Origin of the sequence: Brevundimonas sp., assembly GCF_041688735.1 — a bacterium.
Lineage (GTDB): Bacteria > Pseudomonadota > Alphaproteobacteria > Caulobacterales > Caulobacteraceae > Brevundimonas.
Genome location: NZ_JBDNHO010000102.1, coordinates 1 through 17838 on the forward strand (window position 1 = coordinate 1; position 17838 = coordinate 17838).

General features: G+C 65.1%; 28 protein-coding genes and 2 pseudogenes. 1 reads left to right on the top strand and 29 read right to left on the bottom strand.

Annotated elements, in window-relative coordinates; all coding sequences use genetic code 11:
• Window positions 1-122: 122 nt before the first annotated feature.
• The 28 genes and pseudogenes from rplQ to rpsJ form a co-directional block, all read right to left on the bottom strand.
• Complete coding sequence (rplQ, locus tag ACESMO_RS10790) at window positions 123-542, bottom strand: 50S ribosomal protein L17 (protein ID WP_372708152.1); 420 nt, start codon at window positions 540-542, stop codon at window positions 123-125.
• 119 nt (window positions 543-661) lie between these two features.
• Window positions 662-1681, bottom strand: coding sequence for a DNA-directed RNA polymerase subunit alpha (locus ACESMO_RS10795; RefSeq protein WP_372708153.1), 1020 nt, complete (start codon window positions 1679-1681; stop codon window positions 662-664).
• A 105-nt stretch (window positions 1682-1786) separates the two neighbouring features.
• Window positions 1787-2176 carry a 30S ribosomal protein S11 gene (rpsK, locus tag ACESMO_RS10800; RefSeq protein ID WP_013268944.1) on the bottom strand — a complete coding sequence of 130 codons (390 nt, stop codon included), beginning with the start codon at window positions 2174-2176 and terminating at the stop codon, window positions 1787-1789.
• A 9-nt stretch (window positions 2177-2185) separates the two neighbouring features.
• On the bottom strand, window positions 2186-2554 hold the full coding sequence (gene rpsM, locus ACESMO_RS10805) for a 30S ribosomal protein S13 (RefSeq protein ID WP_372708154.1): 369 nt from the start codon (window positions 2552-2554) through the stop codon (window positions 2186-2188).
• Window positions 2555-2783: 229 nt separating this feature from the next.
• Entirely contained in the window at window positions 2784-3521 is a 738-nt protein-coding gene (locus ACESMO_RS10810) for an energy transducer TonB (RefSeq protein ID WP_372708155.1), read from the bottom strand.
• A gap of 59 nt (window positions 3522-3580) precedes the next feature.
• Window positions 3581-4147 (bottom strand): adenylate kinase, encoded by a 567-nt coding sequence (locus ACESMO_RS10815; protein WP_372708156.1) that lies wholly within the window; start codon window positions 4145-4147, stop codon window positions 3581-3583.
• A 24-nt stretch (window positions 4148-4171) separates the two neighbouring features.
• Complete coding sequence (gene secY, locus ACESMO_RS10820; protein ID WP_372708157.1) at window positions 4172-5569, bottom strand: preprotein translocase subunit SecY; 1398 nt, start codon at window positions 5567-5569, stop codon at window positions 4172-4174.
• Between the two features lie 242 nt (window positions 5570-5811).
• A pseudogene (rplO, locus tag ACESMO_RS10825) lies at window positions 5812-6273 on the bottom strand (50S ribosomal protein L15); the annotation flags it as partial.
• A 157-nt stretch (window positions 6274-6430) separates the two neighbouring features.
• Window positions 6431-6628, bottom strand: coding sequence for a 50S ribosomal protein L30 (rpmD, locus tag ACESMO_RS10830; RefSeq protein ID WP_372708158.1), 198 nt, complete (start codon window positions 6626-6628; stop codon window positions 6431-6433).
• A 4-nt stretch (window positions 6629-6632) separates the two neighbouring features.
• Window positions 6633-7253, bottom strand: coding sequence for a 30S ribosomal protein S5 (gene rpsE / locus ACESMO_RS10835; protein ID WP_372708159.1), 621 nt, complete (start codon window positions 7251-7253; stop codon window positions 6633-6635).
• Window positions 7254-7265: 12 nt separating this feature from the next.
• Entirely contained in the window at window positions 7266-7628 is a 363-nt protein-coding gene (gene rplR / locus ACESMO_RS10840; protein WP_372708160.1) for a 50S ribosomal protein L18, read from the bottom strand.
• Between the two features lie 3 nt (window positions 7629-7631).
• Window positions 7632-8165 carry a 50S ribosomal protein L6 gene (gene rplF, locus ACESMO_RS10845; RefSeq protein WP_372708161.1) on the bottom strand — a complete coding sequence of 178 codons (534 nt, stop codon included), beginning with the start codon at window positions 8163-8165 and terminating at the stop codon, window positions 7632-7634.
• A gap of 1 nt (window position 8166) precedes the next feature.
• Window positions 8167-8565: a 30S ribosomal protein S8 gene (gene rpsH / locus ACESMO_RS10850; protein WP_292030131.1), complete on the bottom strand. Its 399-nt coding sequence runs from the start codon at window positions 8563-8565 to the stop codon at window positions 8167-8169.
• A gap of 15 nt (window positions 8566-8580) precedes the next feature.
• On the bottom strand, window positions 8581-8886 hold the full coding sequence (gene rpsN / locus ACESMO_RS10855; protein WP_372708162.1) for a 30S ribosomal protein S14: 306 nt from the start codon (window positions 8884-8886) through the stop codon (window positions 8581-8583).
• A 19-nt stretch (window positions 8887-8905) separates the two neighbouring features.
• Window positions 8906-9466, bottom strand: a complete 561-nt coding sequence (rplE, locus tag ACESMO_RS10860) for a 50S ribosomal protein L5 (RefSeq protein WP_372708163.1) — start codon at window positions 9464-9466, stop codon at window positions 8906-8908.
• Window positions 9466-9774, bottom strand: a complete 309-nt coding sequence (gene rplX / locus ACESMO_RS10865) for a 50S ribosomal protein L24 (RefSeq protein ID WP_372708164.1) — start codon at window positions 9772-9774, stop codon at window positions 9466-9468. The genes rplE and rplX overlap by 1 nt, the downstream gene beginning before the upstream one ends.
• A gap of 2 nt (window positions 9775-9776) precedes the next feature.
• Window positions 9777-10145, bottom strand: coding sequence for a 50S ribosomal protein L14 (gene rplN / locus ACESMO_RS10870; RefSeq protein WP_021698481.1), 369 nt, complete (start codon window positions 10143-10145; stop codon window positions 9777-9779).
• A gap of 18 nt (window positions 10146-10163) precedes the next feature.
• On the bottom strand, window positions 10164-10406 hold the full coding sequence (gene rpsQ / locus ACESMO_RS10875; protein ID WP_372708165.1) for a 30S ribosomal protein S17: 243 nt from the start codon (window positions 10404-10406) through the stop codon (window positions 10164-10166).
• 9 nt (window positions 10407-10415) lie between these two features.
• Window positions 10416-10613, bottom strand: coding sequence for a 50S ribosomal protein L29 (gene rpmC, locus ACESMO_RS10880; RefSeq protein ID WP_372708166.1), 198 nt, complete (start codon window positions 10611-10613; stop codon window positions 10416-10418).
• Complete coding sequence (gene rplP / locus ACESMO_RS10885) at window positions 10610-11053, bottom strand: 50S ribosomal protein L16 (protein WP_372708167.1); 444 nt, start codon at window positions 11051-11053, stop codon at window positions 10610-10612. The genes rpmC and rplP overlap by 4 nt, the downstream gene beginning before the upstream one ends.
• Window positions 11054-11056: 3 nt before the next feature.
• Window positions 11057-11806, bottom strand: a complete 750-nt coding sequence (rpsC, locus tag ACESMO_RS10890) for a 30S ribosomal protein S3 (protein ID WP_372708168.1) — start codon at window positions 11804-11806, stop codon at window positions 11057-11059.
• The gene (gene rplV, locus ACESMO_RS10895; protein ID WP_343792879.1) at window positions 11806-12186 is read right to left on the bottom strand and encodes a 50S ribosomal protein L22; all 381 of its coding nucleotides are present in this window, start codon (window positions 12184-12186) and stop codon (window positions 11806-11808) included. Before rplV ends, rpsC begins: the two co-directional genes overlap by 1 nt.
• A gap of 3 nt (window positions 12187-12189) precedes the next feature.
• Window positions 12190-12468 carry a 30S ribosomal protein S19 gene (gene rpsS, locus ACESMO_RS10900; RefSeq protein WP_292065621.1) on the bottom strand — a complete coding sequence of 93 codons (279 nt, stop codon included), beginning with the start codon at window positions 12466-12468 and terminating at the stop codon, window positions 12190-12192.
• A 2-nt stretch (window positions 12469-12470) separates the two neighbouring features.
• Window positions 12471-13304 carry a 50S ribosomal protein L2 gene (gene rplB / locus ACESMO_RS10905; protein ID WP_372708169.1) on the bottom strand — a complete coding sequence of 278 codons (834 nt, stop codon included), beginning with the start codon at window positions 13302-13304 and terminating at the stop codon, window positions 12471-12473.
• A gap of 4 nt (window positions 13305-13308) precedes the next feature.
• Window positions 13309-13614 (bottom strand): 50S ribosomal protein L23, encoded by a 306-nt coding sequence (locus ACESMO_RS10910; RefSeq protein ID WP_372708170.1) that lies wholly within the window; start codon window positions 13612-13614, stop codon window positions 13309-13311.
• Window positions 13614-14315 carry a 50S ribosomal protein L4 gene (gene rplD, locus ACESMO_RS10915; protein ID WP_372708171.1) on the bottom strand — a complete coding sequence of 234 codons (702 nt, stop codon included), beginning with the start codon at window positions 14313-14315 and terminating at the stop codon, window positions 13614-13616. The genes ACESMO_RS10910 and rplD overlap by 1 nt, the downstream gene beginning before the upstream one ends.
• Window positions 14312-15088, bottom strand: a complete 777-nt coding sequence (rplC, locus tag ACESMO_RS10920) for a 50S ribosomal protein L3 (RefSeq protein ID WP_372708172.1) — start codon at window positions 15086-15088, stop codon at window positions 14312-14314. Before rplC ends, rplD begins: the two co-directional genes overlap by 4 nt.
• Before the next feature lie 22 nt (window positions 15089-15110).
• Window positions 15111-15416 carry a 30S ribosomal protein S10 gene (gene rpsJ / locus ACESMO_RS10925; RefSeq protein WP_105563630.1) on the bottom strand — a complete coding sequence of 102 codons (306 nt, stop codon included), beginning with the start codon at window positions 15414-15416 and terminating at the stop codon, window positions 15111-15113.
• Between the two features lie 951 nt (window positions 15417-16367).
• Between rpsJ and ACESMO_RS10930 the strand changes: the two genes are divergently transcribed.
• Complete coding sequence (locus ACESMO_RS10930; RefSeq protein ID WP_372708173.1) at window positions 16368-17519, top strand: L,D-transpeptidase; 1152 nt, start codon at window positions 16368-16370, stop codon at window positions 17517-17519.
• A 178-nt stretch (window positions 17520-17697) separates the two neighbouring features.
• Here ACESMO_RS10930 and tuf read toward each other — a convergent pair.
• Window positions 17698-17838, bottom strand: a pseudogene (gene tuf, locus ACESMO_RS10935) (elongation factor Tu); the annotation flags it as partial.

The window sequence follows — 17838 nt, forward strand, 5'->3', positions numbered from 1 at the left end:
CTAGTCTTTGCTGCATTGAGCAGGTCGCCCTCCCTGGCCGGTCCGGGGGAGCAGCCAGACAACGAAAAAGGGCGGCCGGTTCGCACCGGCCGCCCTTTTGTCGTGGCCCCAACGGCCGAAGCTTAAGCTTCGTCGTCGCCCTCGATGGCATAGACCGGACCTGAGTCCAGGCCCTTGGCGTCGGCGTCGCGGTCGACGAACTCGATCACGGCCATGGCGGCGTTGTCGCCGTGGCGATAGCCGGCCTTCATGATACGGATATAGCCGCCGTTGCGGTCGGCGTAGCGCGGGCCGATCGTCTCGAACAGCTTGCCGACCTGCGGCACGTCACGGACAGCGCTGATGGCCTGACGACGCGCGTGCAGATCGCCCTTCTTGGCGAGCGTGACCAGCTTCTCGACGAAGGGACGCAGTTCCTTGGCCTTGGGAAGGGTGGTCGTGATCTGCTCGTGCTTGATCAGCGACGCGGCCATGTTGGCGAACATGGCGGTCCGGTGGGCGCTCGTGCGACCGAGCTTGCGATAGGCGGCGCCGTGGCGCATCGGGGTCTCTCCTACTCAACCCCGGTTTCCGCGCTCTGGCGGACCTTGGGCTCTCTCATTCTAACCGCTCCACGACCAGCCCAAAAATCTGGGAGGGAGTCTTGGGCGGGGGGTTGAAACTAGATCTGGTCGTCGAACTTCTTGGCCAGGTCTTCGATGTTTTCCGGCGGCCAGTTGGGCACGTCCATGCCCAGGCTGAGGCCCATGGTCGCCAGCACTTCCTTGATCTCGTTCAGCGACTTGCGGCCGAAGTTCGGGGTGCGAAGCATTTCGCCCTCGGTCTTCTGGATCAGGTCGCCGATATAGACGATGTTGTCGTTCTTCAGGCAGTTGGCCGAACGTACCGAAAGTTCCAGCTCGTCCACCTTCTTCAGCAGGGCCGGGTTGAACGGCAGGTCAGGCTTGCCGTCGGCGGCTTCCACGGCCTTCTTGGGCTCGTCGAAGGTGATGAAGATCTGCAGCTGGTCCTGCAGGATGCGCGAGGCATAGGCTACCGCGTCGACCGGCGAGACGGCGCCATTGGTCTCGACCTCGAGGATCAGCTTGTCATAGTCCATCGACTGGCCCTGACGGGTCGGCTCGACGCGATAGGCGACGCGCTTGACCGGCGAATACAGGGCGTCGACGGCGATCAGGCCGATCGGAGCGTCTTCCGGACGGTTCAGCTCGGAGGCGACATAGCCCTTGCCGTTCTGGACGGTCAGTTCCATGCGCACCGAGGCGCCGTCGTCCAGCGTGCAGATCACGTGGTCGGGGTTCAGCACCTCGATGTCTGCGGGCACGTCGATCTGGCCGGCGGTCACCGGGCCAGGACCCGTGGCGCGCAGGGTCATGCGCTTGGGGCCCTCGGCGTGCATGCGCAGCGCCAGTTGCTTGATGTTGAGCACGATGTCGACGACGTCCTCGCGCACGCCTTCCAGCGACGAGAATTCGTGCACGACGCCATCGATCTGGATGGCCGTCACGGCCGCGCCTTGAAGCGACGACAGCAGCACGCGCCGCAACGCGTTGCCCAGCGTCACGCCGAAGCCGCGCTCCAGGGGTTCGGCCACCAGCCGCGCCTTGCGCAGAGGGTCGGAGCTCACCTCGATTTGCGGCTTCTCGGGACGGATCAGTTCTTGCCAGTTACGTTCGATCATGGGTGTCCCTCGAATACGGAGATCGCCGGTCCCAAACCTCTTGTAAAAGAGGGGCCTCGTCAGGCGCGCCAGGACTGGCGGAGAATAGTATTGGTCGTCGTTCGCCTAGACGCGGCGGCGCTTGGGCGGACGGCAACCGTTGTGCGGCATCGGCGTGACGTCGCGGATGGTGGTGATGGTCAGGCCGACCGACTGCAGGGCGCGCAGGGCCGATTCACGACCGGAACCCGGACCCGAGACGTTGACTTCCAACGTCTTGACGCCGTGTTCCTGAGCCTTCTTGCCCGCGTCTTCGGCGGCCATCTGGGCAGCATAGGGCGTGGATTTGCGCGAACCCTTGAAGCCCATATGTCCAGCGGACGACCACGAGATCGCGTTGCCCTGGGCATCGGTAATCGTGATCATGGTGTTGTTGAAGGACGCATTCACGTGGGCGACGCCCGAGGTGATGTTCTTGCGTTCGCGCTTTTTTACGCGACCCGGTTCCTTGGCCATGGCTATGTCTTACTTCTTCTTGCCGGCGATCGGCTTGGCGGGACCCTTGCGGGTGCGGGCGTTGGTGTGCGTGCGCTGACCGCGGACCGGCAGGCCCTTGCGGTGACGCAGGCCGCGGTAGCAGGCCAGGTCCATCAGACGCTTGATGTTCATCGACGTCTCGCGGCGCAGGTCGCCCTCGACCGTGTGATCGCGGTCGATGGTTTCGCGGATCTGCAGCACCTCGGCGTCAGTCAGCTGGTTCACCCGACGGGCCGGCTCGATGCCGACCTTGGTCGTGATATCCTTGGCGGCGTGCGAGCCGATGCCATGGATGTACTGCAGCGCGATTTCGACGCGCTTGTTGGTCGGGATGTTGACGCCAGCGATACGGGCCACGAAGCTCTCCAGATACGCGTATGCGGACGCAACAAACGCTCCGGTCAACAGACCAGGAGCGCCGACGCCCTTCGCGGAAGCGGGCCTTATACAGGGGATACAGTTCTCGTCAACGGGTGATCAGGGTCGCGCGGTTCCGTCAGGCTCCTGAGGAAAGGCGAGCGCGACGGGGATCCGGTGACGACCACGGAAGCGGGACCCCACTCTCCCGAGTCTTTCGGCCCGCTTCTCAGCGCCCTTGACGGCCGAACTGGACGAAAACGGTGACGCGCTGGCCCTCGATCGGGCGGCCGGACGCCGTCATCGGCGGACGGAAGCGGAAGAAGGCCGGGGCGGCCCTTAGCGCCGCTTCGCCAAAACCGAACCCCGGCGGCGTCTCATCGACCAAGCGGCAGTCGTCCAGGTACTGATCGACGCGGATGACACAGCTGACCGAACCTCGGCCTGAGCGGCGGGCGGAGCGCGCGGCGGGCGGGGTGACGCTGAAGATCTCGGCCTGGGTGGCCCCGCGCAAGATCAGCGGGCCGGAGCCGCCCGAACCCGGGCCGTCGCCATCACCCGTCCCGGAGCCTGTTCCCGTCCCCTGCCCGCCCTGGCCCAGTCCGGGCGCACCCGAGGAAATGGGCGCGGCGCCGACGAGGTTGGGATCAGGCTTTGGCGCGGGAACGCGGGGCGCGACCAGTTCCGGCGGCGTCGGGGGCGGCTTGAGCGTCACGTGGACGCGCGAGGGTGCCGCCGGCGCGCCTCCGCCCGCGACCTGGGCGGGCTTGGGCGGCGGTGGTGGAGGCGGCGGAGGCACGGGGCTGAACAGTTCGACGCTGATGGTCGGAGGCGGGATCGGATAGTCCAACGGTTGACCGGCCCGGCCCATCATGGCGAACGCGCCGAGGTGCGCGAGCGTGACGCTTGCGACGATGCCCAGCTTGCGAAGCCGGTCCTTGGTCAGGGTGGGAAGCTTTGGGGTCACGCTGTTTCCATATCCGTCCGGACATGAACGCGCGTGCTCGCCAAAACGTCAGGCTGCGTTCAGGACGCGTCCAGCGCGGCCTCGATCGCCGTGGCGACGGCTTCGACCGTGCCCATGCCATCGATTTCGGTCAACAGGCCCTTGTCGGCATAGTAGGGCAGCAGCGGCGCCGTGTTGCGATTGTAGGCGTCCAGCCGGACCTTGAAGCTGTCCGGATTGTCGTCGGGACGGCCCTGTTCGGCGAAACGCCTGCCGATCCGCGTCGACAGGGCTTCGTCGTCGACTTTCAGGCGGACCACGCGGTCGATCTTCTTGCCCAGCTTGGCCAGCATGGAATCCAGCGCCTCGGCCTGGGCCACGGTGCGGGGGAAGCCGTCAAAGATGGCACCGCCGGCGTCCTCGGCCTCTTTCAACCGGGCCTCGATCAAGGCGATGACGATGGCATCCGACACCAGGTCGCCGCGCGACATGATGGCCTGACATTCCTTGCCCAGCTCTGAGCCCGAGGCGATGGCCTCGCGCAGCATGTCGCCGGTGGACAGCTGAACCATTCCGCGGGCATCGACCAGCCGTTTGGCCTGCGTGCCCTTGCCGGCCGCAGGCGGCCCGAACAGGATCAGGTTCATCGCGCCGCCCCTCCCCGGCCGGTCCTAGCGACGAGCCGGGGCTGTGATGCCCTTGCCGCTACTTCCGCCGGTGCGGCCACGACCCCGCAGCTTGGCCTTCTTGATCAGACCCTCGTACTGGTGCGCCAGCAGCTGGGACTGGATCTGGGCGACGGTATCCATGGTCACCGACACCACGATCAGCACCGAGGTGCCGCCGAAGTAGAGGCCCTGCCCCATGTTGGCGACGAGGATCTCGGGCAGCAGGCAGACGGCCGTGATGTAGGCCGCGCCGATAGTCGTCAGCCGGGTCAGCACGTAATCAAGATACTCGGCCGTCCGCTTGCCCGGACGGATGCCCGGCAGGAAGCCCCCGTATTTTCGCAGGTTCTCGGCCGTGTCCTCGGGGTTGAAGGTGATCGACGTATAGAAGAAGCAGAAAAAGACGATCAGGACGCCGTACAGAACGGTGAACAGCGGCTGGCCGTGCTGCATCTGACCGGCCGCCAAGGGCACCCAGGACAGCCAAGCCGGCAGGTCCGCGTTCGCGGTCATCTGCACCACGGTCGTCGGCAACATGAGCAGCGACGAGGCGAAGATCGGCGGAATCACGCCGGCGGTGTTGACCTTCAGCGGCAGGAACGAACGCTCACCCCCCGCCATCCGGTTGCCTTCCTGACGCTTGGGATACTGGATCAGCAATCGGCGCTGGGCCCGCTCCATGAAGACGATGAACACCACGACGCTAATGGCCATGGCCGCGATGAAAAGCAGGACGATCGCCGACATCTGGCCGGTCGAGGCCAGGCCGAACAGGCGGGCGATCGTACCCGGCAGCACCGCGACGATTCCGGCGAAGATGATCAGGGAGATGCCATTGCCGACGCCCCGCGCGGTGATCTGCTCGCCCAGCCACATCAGGAACATGGTTCCACCGGTCAGGGTGGTGATGGTCGATACGATGAAGAACAGGCCCGGCTCGGCGATCAGACCAGACTGGGCATTCAGACCTATGCCGATGCCCGCCGACTGGAACAGCGCCAGCACCACGGTCAGGTAGCGGGTGTACTGGTTCAGCTGCTTGCGGCCGCTCTCGCCGCCTTCCTTCTTCAGCTTCTCCCATGGCGGATAGACCGCGCCCATCAGCGTGACGATGATCGAGGCCGAGATGTACGGCATCACGTTCAGCGCGAAGACGGCCATCCGCTCGACCGCGCCGCCAGAGAACATGTTGAACATGTCCAGGATGCCGCGCTGGCCGTCCGGGTTCTGGAAGAACTGCAGGAAGGCTTCGGAATTTATGCCCGGGATCGGCACATAGGTACCGATGCGATAGACGATCAGCGCGCCCAGCGTGAACAGCAGGCGTTTGTGCAGCTCGGTCGCCTTGGCGAACGAGCCCATGTTCATATTGGCGGCGAGTTGTTCGGCGGCCGAAGCCATGTGTCGTTACCCCGACTGATCAGAACGCTGCGCATCGGACACGAGTCCGGCACCAGCGTCCAGATAGGCGAAGGGCACCCCCTTAGCGAGGGTGCCCCTCAAGCTTATTTTGCGGCGCGAGCGGCTGTGCGGGTCGTGCGGGCCGAAATCTTGTTGGCGTCGCCACGCGGAGCCTTGGCGGGCGGGGCCTTGCCCTTGGCGGCGTTGCGCTTCTCGATGCGCGCGGCGGCCTTGGCTTCAGCGGCGATGCGTTCCTGCACGACGGTGCCGCCGGCGGCCTCGATGGCCTTGATCGCCCCGGCCGAGGCTGACCAGACGACCAGGTTCAGCTTGGACTTGATCTCGCCGGTGCCCAGAATGCGCACGCCGTCCTTGACGCGACGGATCACGCCGGCCGCGACCAGGGCGTCGCCCTTGATCTCGCCCTTGATGTCCAGCTTCTTGGCGTCGATGGCGTCCTGCAGGCGCCACAGGTTCACCTCGGCCAGCTTCAGCGCGCCCGGATTGTTGAAGCCGCGCTTGGGCATCCGCATGTAAAGCGGCATCTGGCCGCCTTCGAAACCGCCGATGGCGACGCCCGAACGCGACTTCTGGCCCTTGACGCCACGGCCTGCGGTCTTGCCCTTGCCCGAACCCGGGCCACGGCCGACGCGCATGCGCTTCTTGTGTGCGCCTTCGTTGTCGCGAATTTCGTTCAGTTTCATGTGCCTGATCCTTTCGGGTGCTAGCGCCCGCTGTAGCAGCGGACTCGGCTGTTCAAAGAAGTGGTGAGTGGCGAGTGTTTAGTGGCGAGCAGAAAGCACTGGAGAAAACTCCGACCGCCTTCCCTCGTCACTCGCCACTAACCACTCGCCACTCACTTCACTTCTCGACGATCTCGGTCAGATGCGCGACCTTGGCGATCATGCCGCGGACCGAGGGGGTGTCTTCCAGCGTGGACTCGCGGCCCATGCGGTTGAGACCCAGGCCCGACAGGGTGGCGCGCTGATCCGACTTGCGGCGGATCGGGCTGCCCGTCTGGCGAATGGTGACGGTGGCTTTGGCTTCAGTCTTGGCCATGGTCTCAGGCTTCCTGGGCTTCAGGCGCCGCTTCCGGAGCCGAGGCGCCGTCGTTGCGACGGCCCATCAGGTCAGCGACCTTCTTGCCGCGCTTGGAGGCGACCTGACGCGGTGACGACTGGACCTTCAGCGCCTCGAACGTGGCGCGGATCATGTTGTAGGGGTTCGACGAACCGGTCGACTTGCCCACGACGTCCTGGACGCCGAGGGTTTCGAGCACGGCGCGCATCGGACCGCCCGCGATGACGCCGGTTCCGGGAGGAGCGGCGCGCATCATGATCTTGCCGGCGCCCCAACGGCCGTTGCCGTCATGGTGCAGGGTGCGGTTCTCGCGCAGCGGCACGCGGATCATGGTCTTCTTGGCTTCTTCGGTCGCCTTGCGGATGGCTTCCGGCACTTCGCGCGCCTTGCCGTGACCGAAACCGACGCGGCCCTTGCCGTCGCCGACAACCATCAGGGCTGCGAACGAGAACCGGCGACCACCTTTGACGGTGGCGGCGACGCGGTTGATGTGGACCAGCTTTTCGACGATGTCCGAATCCGGGCCGTCGGCGGCAGGAGCGTTGCGGTTGTCGCGACGATTGCGATCGTTGCCGCCGCCGCCGCGTTGGGGTGTTTGCGCCATCTGTCGCGTCCCTTAGAAATTCAGGCCGGCTTCACGCGCGGCATCAGCCAGCGCCTTCACCCGTCCGTGATAGATGTAGCCGCCGCGATCGAAGACGACGTCCTTGATGCCCTTCTCGATGGCGCGCTCGGCGACCAGCTTGCCGATAAGGGCAGCGGCGGCGACGTCCGAGCCCTTGGACTTCTTGCCCTTCTCGCCTTCCAGCGAGGAGGCCGAAGCGATCGTGACGCCGTTCAGGTCGTCGATGATCTGGGCCGAGATGTTCTTGTCCGAACGGTGCACCGACAGCCGAACACGGCCGTTGGCGACGCCCTTCAGGCGGCGGCGGGTGCGCTCGGTGCGGCGCTGGGCTTGTTGTCGAAGAGAAAGAGCCATGACTTACTTCTTCTTGCCTTCCTTGCGCCGGACCTTTTCGCCCGTGTAGCGCACGCCCTTGCCCTTGTAGGGCTCCGGCGGACGCAGCTTGCGGATGACGGCGGCGATCTGACCGACCGCCTGCTTGTCAGCGCCCGAGATCTTGATTTCCGTCTGCTTGGGCACCGCGAAGGTGACGCCGGCGGGCGGTTCGATGTTGACGTCGTGCGAGAAACCGAGCTGCAGCGACAGGGCGTTGCCCTTCATGGCGGCGCGATAGCCCACGCCGACAAGGTCCAGACTCTTTTCAAAGCCGGTGGTTACGCCGACGACCATGTTGTCGACCAGGGTACGCGACAGGCCCCACATGGCCCGCGAACGCTGGTTGTCCTCGCGGATGGTCAGGTTCAGGCCATCGTCGCCTTGCGTGACTTCGATCTCGTCGGCCACTGTCCAGGAGCGTTCGCCCTTGGGACCCTTGACCGAGACGGTCTGGCCGTCGAGCGTGACGGTCACGCCCTTGGGCACTTCAACGGTGCGTTTTCCGATACGGGACATCTTAGTAGACCCTGCAGAGGACTTCGCCGCCCACCTTGGCTTCGCGAGCCGCGGTGTCCGACATGACGCCCTTGGACGTGGAGAGGATCGAGATGCCCAGGCCGTTCTTGATCGGCTTCAGGTCAGAGATCGCGGAGTAGACGCGGCGGCCCGGCTTGGACACGCGGGCGATCTCGGCGATGACCGGCTGGCCGTCGAAGTATTTGAGCTCGATCTCGAACTGCGGGAATTCGCCGGGGTTCTGAACCAGCGCATAGCCGCGGATGTAGCCTTCGTCCTGCAGCACGTCGAGGACGCGCTGGCGCAGGCGGGAAGCCGGGGTGAGCACCTTGGAACGTTTGCGCATGTGCGCGTTCCGGATGCGAGCGATCATGTCGCTCAGGGGATCGTTGATCATCATGTCTTGTCGCTCCCCTTACCAGCTGGACTTGGTCAGACCCGGGATCTGACCCAGGTTGCCGAGTTCACGCAGGGCGATGCGGCTCATCTTGAGCTTGCGATAGAAGGCCCGCGGACGGCCCGTCACTTCGCAGCGGTTGCGAATCCGGTTGGCGGCCGAGTTGCGCGGCAGCTTGGCCAGCTTGAGGCGCGCCTCGAAGCGCTCCTCGAGAGGCAGGGACTCGTTGTTCGCGGTCGCCTTCAGGGCGGCCCGCTTGTCGGCGTATTTCGCGACCAGGGCCTTGACGGCCTCGTTGCGGTTTACGGCGCTTTTCTTAGCCATTGTGCTTTTCCCTTCCCGCTCAGTTCGTCACGAACGGGAACTTGAACTCGGTGAGAAGCGCGCGCGCCTCGTCATCGGTCTTGGCCGTGGTGCAGACGATGATGTCCATGCCCCACATCTGGTCGATCTGGTCGTAGTTGATCTCGGGGAACACGATGTGTTCCTTGAGGCCCATGGCGTAGTTGCCGCGACCGTCGAAGGACGACGGCTTCAGGCCGCGGAAGTCCTTCACGCGCGGCAGGGCCACGGTGATCAGACGGTCCAGGAACTCGTACATCTGGTCGCCGCGCAGGGTGACTTTGCCGCCGATGACCATGCCTTCGCGCAGCTTGAAGCCGGCGATGGAGTTGCGGGCCTTGGTGGCGACGGGCTTCTGACCGGCGATGGCGGCCAGATCCTTGAGGGCGGCGGTCGCCTTCTTGGTGTCGGCCACGGCTTCACCGATGCCCATGTTCAGGACGATCTTGTCCAGCTTGGGCATCTGCATCGGGTTGGTGTAGCCGAACTTCTCGGTCAGCACGCCCTTGATGCGCTCGTTGTAGTCGCCCTTGAGGCGCGGGGTGTATTTGGTGTCGGTCATTAGATGACGTCTCCCGTCGTCTTGGCGAAACGAACCTTCTTGTCGCCTTCCATGCGGAAGCCGACGCGGGCCGCCTTGCCGTTGGCGTCGGCGATCGCGACGTTCGACAGGTGAAGCGACGCTTCCTTGTTCTTGATGCCGCCCTGGGGGTCGGCTTGGGTCGGGCGGGTGTGGCGCTGGACCATGTTGATGCCCTGCACCAGCACGCGGTTGGCGGTCGGCAGGACCTTGGTCACCTTGCCGGTGCGGCCCTTGTCCTTGCCGGTCAGGACGACGACGTTGTCGCCGGATTTGATCTTGGCGGCCATGACTAGAGGACCTCCGGAGCCAGCGAGATGATCTTCATGTGGTTCTTGGCGCGCAGTTCGCGGGGAACCGGGCCGAAAATCCGCGTGCCGACGGGCTCGTTCTGCTTGTTGACGATGACGGCGGCCGACTTGTCGAAACGAATGACCGAGCCGTCCTTGCGCTGGATGTCCTTGGCGGTGCGCACGACGATGGCGCGAACGACGTCGCCCTTCTTCACGCGACCACGGGGAATGGCTTCCTTGACGGAAGCGACGATCGTGTCGCCCACCGAGGCGTAGCGGCGCTTGGAGCCGCCCAACACCTTGATGCACATGACCCGGCGAGCACCCGAATTGTCGGCTACCTCCAGGTTAGTTTGCATCTGGATCATGGGATCCGATCCTTCTGATTACGACGCCGAGGCGTTGGAAAGGACTTCCCAACGCTTCAGCTTGGACTTCGGGGCGCACTCGACGATGCGGGCCAGGTCACCGACCTTGAGGGCATTCGCTTCGTCGTGGGCGTGGTACTTCTTGGACAGGCGGACGATCTTTTTCAAGACGGGGTGCAGCAGCGTGCGCTCCACCTTGACCACGATGGTCTTGTCGCCCTTGTCGGAGACGACCACGCCTTCGAGAATACGTTTCGGCATCTTCGTTCCTTAAACCGCCGCGCGCTTCTCACGCAGAAGCGTGGAGATGCGAGCGATGTCTTTGCGCACTTCACCCACGCGGTGGGTCTTTTCCATCTGGCCGGTGGCGGCCTGGAAGCGCAGGTTGAACTGTTCCTTCTTGAGCTTAAGCAGCTCGTCGGACAGCTGGTCGGGCGTTTGAACCCGCAGATCGGCGATCTTGGTCATGCGCCAACGTGCTCCACATGGGCGACGCCGGCGTCGAGGCGGGTGACCACCTTGGTGCGGACCGGCAACTTGGCGGCACCCAGACGCAGCGCCTCGCGGGCGACATCGTCCGGCACGCCGTCGATTTCGAACAGGATCCGGCCCGGGTGGCAGCGCGCGGCCCAATGGTCCACGGCGCCCTTGCCCTTGCCCATCCGGACTTCGGCCGGCTTGCCCGTGACGGGCAGGTCGGGGAAAACGCGGATCCAGACGCGGCCCTGACGCTTCATCTGGCGGGTGATCGCGCGGCGGGCCGCCTCGATCTGACGCGCGGTGATGCGTTCCGGCTCGACCGTCTTCAGCCCGTAGGAGCCGAAGTTCAGCGAGAAGCCGCCCTTGGCGGCGCCGTGGATGCGGCCCTTGAAGGCCTTGCGATACTTGGTCTTTTTCGGTTGCAGCATGACCTAGCCCTCACGTCCCCGGCGTTGACCACGGTCGCCGCGCGGGCCACCGCGTTCGCGACCTTCGTTCGACGACGGACCCGAGGCCTCGATGGCCCAACGCTTGTCCTGCGCCATCGGATCGTGCTCGAGGACTTCGCCTTTGAAGACCCAGACCTTCACGCCGATGATGCCGTACGTCGTCTTGGCCTGGATGAAGCCGTAGTCGATATCGGCACGCAGCGTGTGCAGCGGCACGCGGCCCTCGCGATACCACTCCATCCGCGCGATTTCAGCGCCGCCGAGGCGACCCGAAACATTGATGCGGACGCCCTTGGCACCGAGACGCATGGCCGACTGCATCGAACGCTTCATGGCGCGGCGGAAGGCGATACGGCGCTCCAGTTGCTGGGCGATGTTCTCAGCGATCAGCTGGGCGTCGGTCTCGGGCTTGCGGACTTCGACGATGTTCAGGTGAACCTCGCCTTCGGTCTGGGCCGAGATGTCCTTGCGGAGCTTCTCGATGTCAGCGCCCTTCTTGCCGATCACGACACCCGGACGGGCGGCATAGATCGTCACGCGGCACTTCTTGTGCGGACGCTCGATGATGATGCGCGAGACGCCGGCGGCGTTCAGGCGTTCCTTCAGCCACGTGCGCAGCTTCAGATCCTGATGCAGCAGCTTGGCGTAGTCGGCGCCGCCGGCGAACCAGCGGCTGTCCCACGTGCGGTTGATGCCGAGCCGGAGCCCGATCGGATTGACTTTCTGACCCATCAGGCGGCCTCACCGGCTTCGCGAACCACGATGGTGATCTCCGCGAAAGGTTTCAGGATGCGCGAGGAGCGACCACGAGCACGGCTCGCGAAACGCTTCATCACCAGGTTCTTGCCCACGAAGGCCTCGGCGACGATCAGATTGTCGATGTCGAGGTTGTGGTTGTTCTCGGCGTTCGACACGGCCGAATACAGCACCTTGCGGACGTCGGTGGCGATGCGCTTGCGGCTGAATTCCAGCTCGTTCAGCGCCTTCTGCACCGGCAGGCCACGAATGGACTGAGCGACGAGGTTCAGCTTCTGAGGGCTGATCCGCACGTTCACCAACTTGGCGCGGGCTTCGGTCGGGGCGACCCGACGGGGGTTTTTGGTCTGGGCCATCAGTTACTTCCTTTTGGCCTTCTTGTCCGCCGCGTGCCCGGGGAAACTCCGGGTCGGGGCGAACTCGCCGAGCTTCATGCCGACCATTTCTTCAGAGACCGACACCGGCACATGCTTGAGGCCGTTGTGGACGCCGAAGGTCAGGCCGACGAACTGCGGCAGGATGGTGGAGCGGCGCGACCAGGTCTTGATCACGTCCTTGCGGCCCGACGTCGAAACGGCGTCGGCCTTCTTGAGCAGATACCCGTCGACAAACGGGCCTTTCCAGGAGGAGCGGGCCATCTTTAGCGAGCCTTCTTAACGTGGCGGGTACGGATGATGTATTTGTCCGTCGCCTTGTTCTTGCGGGTACGGGTGCCCTTGGTGTCCTTGCCCCACGGCGTAACCGGGGTGCGACCACCGGAGGTCCGGCCTTCACCACCACCGTGCGGGTGGTCGATCGGGTTCATGGCGACACCGCGAACGTGGGGACGCCAGCCCATGTGACGAACGCGACCGGCCTTGCCGAGGTTCTGGTTCATGTGATCGGGGTTCGAAACCGCGCCCACCGTGGCCATGCAGCCGTCCAGAACCATGCGAAGCTCGCCCGAGCCGAGACGGATCTGGGCATAGCCCTGATCGCGGCCGACCAGCTGGGCATAGGCGCCGGCCGAGCGGGCCAGCTGGGCACCCTTGCCCGGCTTCATTTCGACGTTGTGGATGATCGTTCCGACCGGCACCGAACGCAGCGGCATCGCATTGCCCGGCTTCACGTCGACCTTTTCACCGGCCACGATCGTGTCGCCCGCCTTCAGGCGTTGCGGCGCGATGATGTAGGCCTTTTCTCCGTCCTCATAGATGACGAGGGCGATGAAGGCGGTCCGGTTCGGATCGTATTCCAGACGCTCTACGGTCGCCGTGGCGAACTTGCGGCGCTTGAAATCGATCTTGCGGTACAGCGTCTTGGCGCCGCCGCCGCGGAAGCGGACAGCGATGCGGCCGCCGGCACCACGACCCCCCGACTTGGTCAGGCCTTCGGTCAGCGACTTTTCCGGACGCCCCTTGTGGAGCTCCGAACGGTCGATCAGCACCAGGGCGCGACGGCCCGGCGATGTCGGATTGTAGGTTTTCAAGGCCATCTGATCAGAGCCCCGTGGTGACGTCGATCGACTGGCCTTCAGCCAGCGTCACGATCGCTTTTTTAATGTCGACCCGACGGCCCATGATGCCGCGGAAGCGCTTGGTCTTGCCCTTTTGGACCAGGGTGTTGACCTTCAGGACGTTGACCTTGAACAGGCTTTCGACCGCGGCTGCGATCTCGTCCTTGGTCGAGGTTCCGGAAACCCGGAACACGACCTTGTTCTGCTCCGACAGGATCGTGGCCTTTTCCGTGATGATCGGAGCCAGGATGGTGTCGTAATGTTTGACGGTGGGTTTGGCGCCGGCCATCACGCGGCCTCCTTCTTCGTCTTGGCAGCCGGTTTGGCGGCCTTGGCGGCCTCGGCTTCACGACGCGACGGGGTGTAGTCCTTGTAAGTGGCTTCGATCGCTTCGATCGCCGCCTTGGTCAGCACCAGCTTGTCGGCCCGCAGGATGTCGTAAACGTTCAGGCCGGCGTTCGGCAGCACGTTCACCATCGGGATGTTGCGGGCGGCCAGGCCGAAATTCACGTCGACTTCCGGACCGCCGATGATCAGCGTGCGGGTCCAGCCCAGCTTGCCGAAGGTTTCGCGCAGACCGGCGGTCTTGGCGTCCTTCAGGGCGATGGAGTCGACGATGACCAGGTCACCGGCGACGACCTTGGCCGACAGCGCATGACGCAGGGCCAGGGCGCGAACCTTCTTGGGCAGGGAGAAGCCGTGGTCGCGAACGACCGGGCCGAAGGCGCGCGAACCACCGACGAACTGCGGGGCGCGACGCGAACCGTGACGGGCGCCGCCAGTTCCCTTCTGCTTGTACATCTTCTTGCCGGTGCGAGAGTTCTCGTTCCGGGTCTGGACCTTGTGGGTGCCGGCTCGGCGCTTGGCCAGTTGCCAGTTGACGTAACGGGCCAGGATGTCGCCGCGGATGTCGGTGATGCCGAAAACGGCGTCCGACAGTTCGACGTCACCGGCGGCCTTGCCGTCGAGTTTGATGATCGGGAGTTTCATTGCGCTTCACCGCCTTCGGTGGTCTCGACAGCGGCGACCTCTTCCACCGGGGTGTCGGCGACGGGCTGCTCGGTTTCGACCTCGGCCTGAGCCTTGGCGTTCGACTTGAAGCCGCCCGGGAAGGGCGCGTCGGCCGGACGGGTCTTCTTGATGGCGTCTCGAACCTTGACCCAGGTGCCTTCGTGACCGGGCACGGCGCCCTTGATCAGCAGCAAGCCACGCTCAACGTCGACGCGGAACACGGTCAGATTCTGGGTGGTGACGACTTCCGTGCCGTAGTGGCCGGCCATCTTCTTGCCCTTGAAGGTCTTGCCGGGATCCTGACGCTGGCCGGTCGAACCGTGCGAACGGTGCGAGACCGAGACGCCGTGGGTCGCCCGCAGACCGCCGAAGTTCCAGCGCTTCATGGCGCCGGCGAAGCCCTTGCCGATGGTCTCGGCCTGGACGTCGACCTTCTGGCCCGCGACGAAATGGTCCGCCGAGAACTCGGAGCCCACATCCATCATGGCGTCTGCATCGATGCGGAACTCGGTGACGTAGGCCTTGGGTTCCACTTCAAGCTTGGCGAAAGATTCGCGCTGAGCCTTGTTGGTGTTCTTGGCCTTCTTGGTGCCGGCACCCAGTTGGAGAGCGACGTAGCCGTCACGCTCCTGGGTACGCTGGCCGACGACTTGGCAGCCGTCGAGCTGAAGCACAGTGACCGGTACGTGCGCGCCGTCATCGGCGAACACGCGGGTCATGCCCAGCTTCTTGGCGATCACGCCCGTGCGCATCGGATCCCGCCTCTTTCTTCGATTAAATCTTGATCTCGACGTCCACACCGGCGGACAGGTCGAGCTTCATGAGCGCGTCCACGGTCTGCGGGGTGGGGTCGATGATGTCGAGAACACGCTTGTGCGTGCGGATTTCAAACTGCTCGCGCGACTTCTTATCGACGTGCGGCGAGCGGTTCACGGTGAACTTTTCGATCAGGGTCGGCAGCGGGATCGGACCGCGAACGGTCGCGCCCGTGCGCTTGGCCGTGTTGACGATCTCGCGCGTCGAAAAGTCGAGGACGCGGTGATCGAAGGCCTTGAGCCTGATGCGGATGCTTTGATCCATATCGGTAGCTATTCCCAAGCAGGCGAACCTGCGTCCCTGTGAACCATTTCAAAGACCGGAGTCTTCAGACCGCGAGGGTCTTCAGAGTACGCACGCCCGCAAAAACGATCGGCCCACGCAGCGAGCCGCGAAGGCCGTTGAAGTCCTGGTCATCTGCAAAGAACAGTGTCTCAGGTCGTTCCTGCGAACCGCGTCTGCACCCCGAAAAACGGTGGGCTGCACAGCCGGTCCAACAAGAGTGGGGGCTTATGACGGTCGATTCCGTTTTCGTCAAGCGGCGAAACTGTGTCGGAGGCTGACGGATCACGTCCGAAGACGCCCCGACGGCGGACATGAAGACGGCCTGGGGGTTCCACGCTCCCGGGCCTTGCATCCCCTCCGTTCGGTGAGGCGTCAGCGACCGATGCGGATGTCGCCCGAGCCCGCGGTACTGCGGCTGATATCGCCTGTGGCCGCCGCCGATGCCACCGATCGCCGACCTGGCGCACATGCGGTGCCGGACGGGCCGGAAACAGGGGCCGACCAGAGCCGGATTGGCGATCTGCATGACACGCCACAGGGCCCACTCCGCCTCGCCGAGAGCCTCCACCTTGACTATTTCGACCTTCAACGCCGGCATGGTGAACGAAACCTGCCCGGGGCGGGGACGTTGCCCTTGTTACAAGGAGACCGCCCATGACCGATGCCCGCCCGCTTGGCCGTCAGAATGAATATGAGCAGGAGCGCGTGCCCGCCCGCGAGGGTGAGGCGCCCCGCCCTGCCACGGAGCCGAAGGGCTCGGAAGGATCGTCAAACTCGGGCGAAACCGCCACCGACCCCGCCACCGGAGCGCCGAATCCTTGATCACCGCCCCCTCGGAGATCACCGCCGAAGCGCGGGCGGCGGCGCTACGCCGACGGAACGGCCGGCGCTGTGCGGGGTTGGTCTGACTTCCCCTGTCCGGTGCCCCCCATGATCGTTCGCCGCCCAAGCCGTCTCGCCGTCCTCGCCCTCCTCCCCCTGCTGGCCACTGCGGCCTGCGGCGGCGATGCCCGCGAGCCCCGTTCGGTCGAGGCGAGCGATCCCGGCGCGGAGGCGGCCACACGACTGCGCGACTCGATCGAGACAGCGACGTTCACGCCGCCAGCGCCCACCTCGCCCACGTCCAGCGCCGACGGGCAGGCCGCAAATGGAGCGGCGCCTGCCGATCAGCCAGGCGAAGACCCGGCGGGTGCGGGTCGCGGCGGGGCGGTGAGCGGTGCCCTGCCCCGGGATACCCGACCCGAGCCGGCCATGGTGAGGGCGCAGATACTGCTCGACCGCACCCGCTTCTCCCCCGGGATCGTGGACGGCCTGGGCGGCACGAACACCCGCCAGGCCATCGCCGCCTTCGAGGAGGCCAACGATCTGCCCGTCGACGGTGAACTGGACGCGACGGTGTTCCAGCGGCTGTCTTCAGGCGACAGCGGCCCCGTGCTGACCGACCACACGACCACAGCGGCCGATGTCGCCGGGCCATTCATCGGCACCGTCCCCGACGACATCGAGGCCATGGCCCGGCTCGAGACGGTCGGCTACGCGAATGCCCGTGAGGCGCTGGCCGAGAAATTCCATATGAGCGAGGCCCTGCTGGACGCCCTCAATCCGGGGGTCGACTTCAGCCGCGCCGGCCAGACCCTCGTGGTGGCCCAGACCGGCCCAAACGAACTGCAGGGCGAGGTCGCCCGGATCGTCATCAGCAAGAAGGAGAATTCTCTCCGGGCCTTCGACGCCGACGACAAGCTGGTGGCCTTCTATCCCGCCACCATCGGCAGCAGCGACACGCCCTCGCCCTCGGGGTCCCACACTGTTCGGGCCATCGCGCCGCGGCCCAACTACACCTACGATCCGTCGCGGGTCAGCTATGGCGACGGCGGCGGCAAGGTCGTGGTGCCGCCGGGCCCCAACAACCCCGTCGGATCGGTCTGGATCGACCTGTCGCGCGACACCTACGGCATCCACGGAACCCCGGACCCAGCGAAGATCGGCAAGACCGCCTCCAGCGGCTGTGTCCGCCTCACCAACTGGGACGCCGAACAGCTGGCGACCGGGGTGAAGCCGGGCGTGGTGGTTCGGTTTATCTGACTCTCCCCTCCTCCCCTTGAGGGAGAAGGAAAGCCCGCACACAGTAAAACCCCCGCCAGCTCGCGCTGGCGGGGGCTCTGTTACGCTGATCAGAAGACCGAGCCTACTCGGTGATCTTGCTCACCACGCCGGCTCCGCCTCCGTGGGCGCTTGTCGCACACGGCGTTCGTGTCGATGATTACTCCGTAATCTTCGAAACGACCCCTGCTCCAACCGTGCGGCCGCCTTCGCGGATGGCGAAGCGCAGCTTTTCTTCCATGGCGATCGGGGTGATCAGCTCGACGTTCAGCTCGGCGTTGTCGCCGGGCATGATCATCTC

Coding starts and splice junctions, on each gene's coding strand:
- rplE (WP_372708163.1), bottom strand. CDS start 9,466: ATGACCGACACCAAATACACCCCGCGCCTCAAGGGCGACTACAACGAG.
- rpsK (WP_013268944.1), bottom strand. CDS start 2,176: ATGGCCAAGGAACCGGGTCGCGTAAAAAAGCGCGAACGCAAGAACATC.
- ACESMO_RS10815 (WP_372708156.1), bottom strand. CDS start 4,147: ATGAACCTGATCCTGTTCGGGCCGCCTGCGGCCGGCAAGGGCACGCAG.
- ACESMO_RS10795 (WP_372708153.1), bottom strand. CDS start 1,681: ATGATCGAACGTAACTGGCAAGAACTGATCCGTCCCGAGAAGCCGCAA.
- rpmD (WP_372708158.1), bottom strand. CDS start 6,628: ATGGCCAAGACTGAAGCCAAAGCCACCGTCACCATTCGCCAGACGGGC.
- rpsN (WP_372708162.1), bottom strand. CDS start 8,886: ATGGCTAAGAAAAGCGCCGTAAACCGCAACGAGGCCGTCAAGGCCCTG.
- ACESMO_RS10930 (WP_372708173.1), top strand. CDS start 16,368: ATGATCGTTCGCCGCCCAAGCCGTCTCGCCGTCCTCGCCCTCCTCCCC.
- rplP (WP_372708167.1), bottom strand. CDS start 11,053: ATGCTGCAACCGAAAAAGACCAAGTATCGCAAGGCCTTCAAGGGCCGC.
- rplF (WP_372708161.1), bottom strand. CDS start 8,165: ATGTCCCGTATCGGAAAACGCACCGTTGAAGTGCCCAAGGGCGTGACC.
- rplN (WP_021698481.1), bottom strand. CDS start 10,145: ATGATCCAGATGCAAACTAACCTGGAGGTAGCCGACAATTCGGGTGCT.
- rplC (WP_372708172.1), bottom strand. CDS start 15,088: ATGCGCACGGGCGTGATCGCCAAGAAGCTGGGCATGACCCGCGTGTTC.
- rpmC (WP_372708166.1), bottom strand. CDS start 10,613: ATGACCAAGATCGCCGATCTGCGGGTTCAAACGCCCGACCAGCTGTCC.
- rpsH (WP_292030131.1), bottom strand. CDS start 8,565: ATGATGATCAACGATCCCCTGAGCGACATGATCGCTCGCATCCGGAAC.
- rpsC (WP_372708168.1), bottom strand. CDS start 11,806: ATGGGTCAGAAAGTCAATCCGATCGGGCTCCGGCTCGGCATCAACCGC.
- rpsE (WP_372708159.1), bottom strand. CDS start 7,253: ATGGCGCAAACACCCCAACGCGGCGGCGGCGGCAACGATCGCAATCGT.
- rpsJ (WP_105563630.1), bottom strand. CDS start 15,416: ATGGATCAAAGCATCCGCATCAGGCTCAAGGCCTTCGATCACCGCGTC.
- rplQ (WP_372708152.1), bottom strand. CDS start 542: ATGCGCCACGGCGCCGCCTATCGCAAGCTCGGTCGCACGAGCGCCCAC.
- ACESMO_RS10910 (WP_372708170.1), bottom strand. CDS start 13,614: ATGGCCGGCGCCAAACCCACCGTCAAACATTACGACACCATCCTGGCT.
- rplB (WP_372708169.1), bottom strand. CDS start 13,304: ATGGCCTTGAAAACCTACAATCCGACATCGCCGGGCCGTCGCGCCCTG.
- rplD (WP_372708171.1), bottom strand. CDS start 14,315: ATGAAACTCCCGATCATCAAACTCGACGGCAAGGCCGCCGGTGACGTC.
- rpsS (WP_292065621.1), bottom strand. CDS start 12,468: ATGGCCCGCTCCTCCTGGAAAGGCCCGTTTGTCGACGGGTATCTGCTC.
- rpsQ (WP_372708165.1), bottom strand. CDS start 10,406: ATGCCGAAACGTATTCTCGAAGGCGTGGTCGTCTCCGACAAGGGCGAC.
- secY (WP_372708157.1), bottom strand. CDS start 5,569: ATGGCTTCGGCCGCCGAACAACTCGCCGCCAATATGAACATGGGCTCG.
- rplV (WP_343792879.1), bottom strand. CDS start 12,186: ATGGCCCAGACCAAAAACCCCCGTCGGGTCGCCCCGACCGAAGCCCGC.
- rplX (WP_372708164.1), bottom strand. CDS start 9,774: ATGGCCGCCAAGATCAAATCCGGCGACAACGTCGTCGTCCTGACCGGC.
- rplR (WP_372708160.1), bottom strand. CDS start 7,628: ATGGCTCTTTCTCTTCGACAACAAGCCCAGCGCCGCACCGAGCGCACC.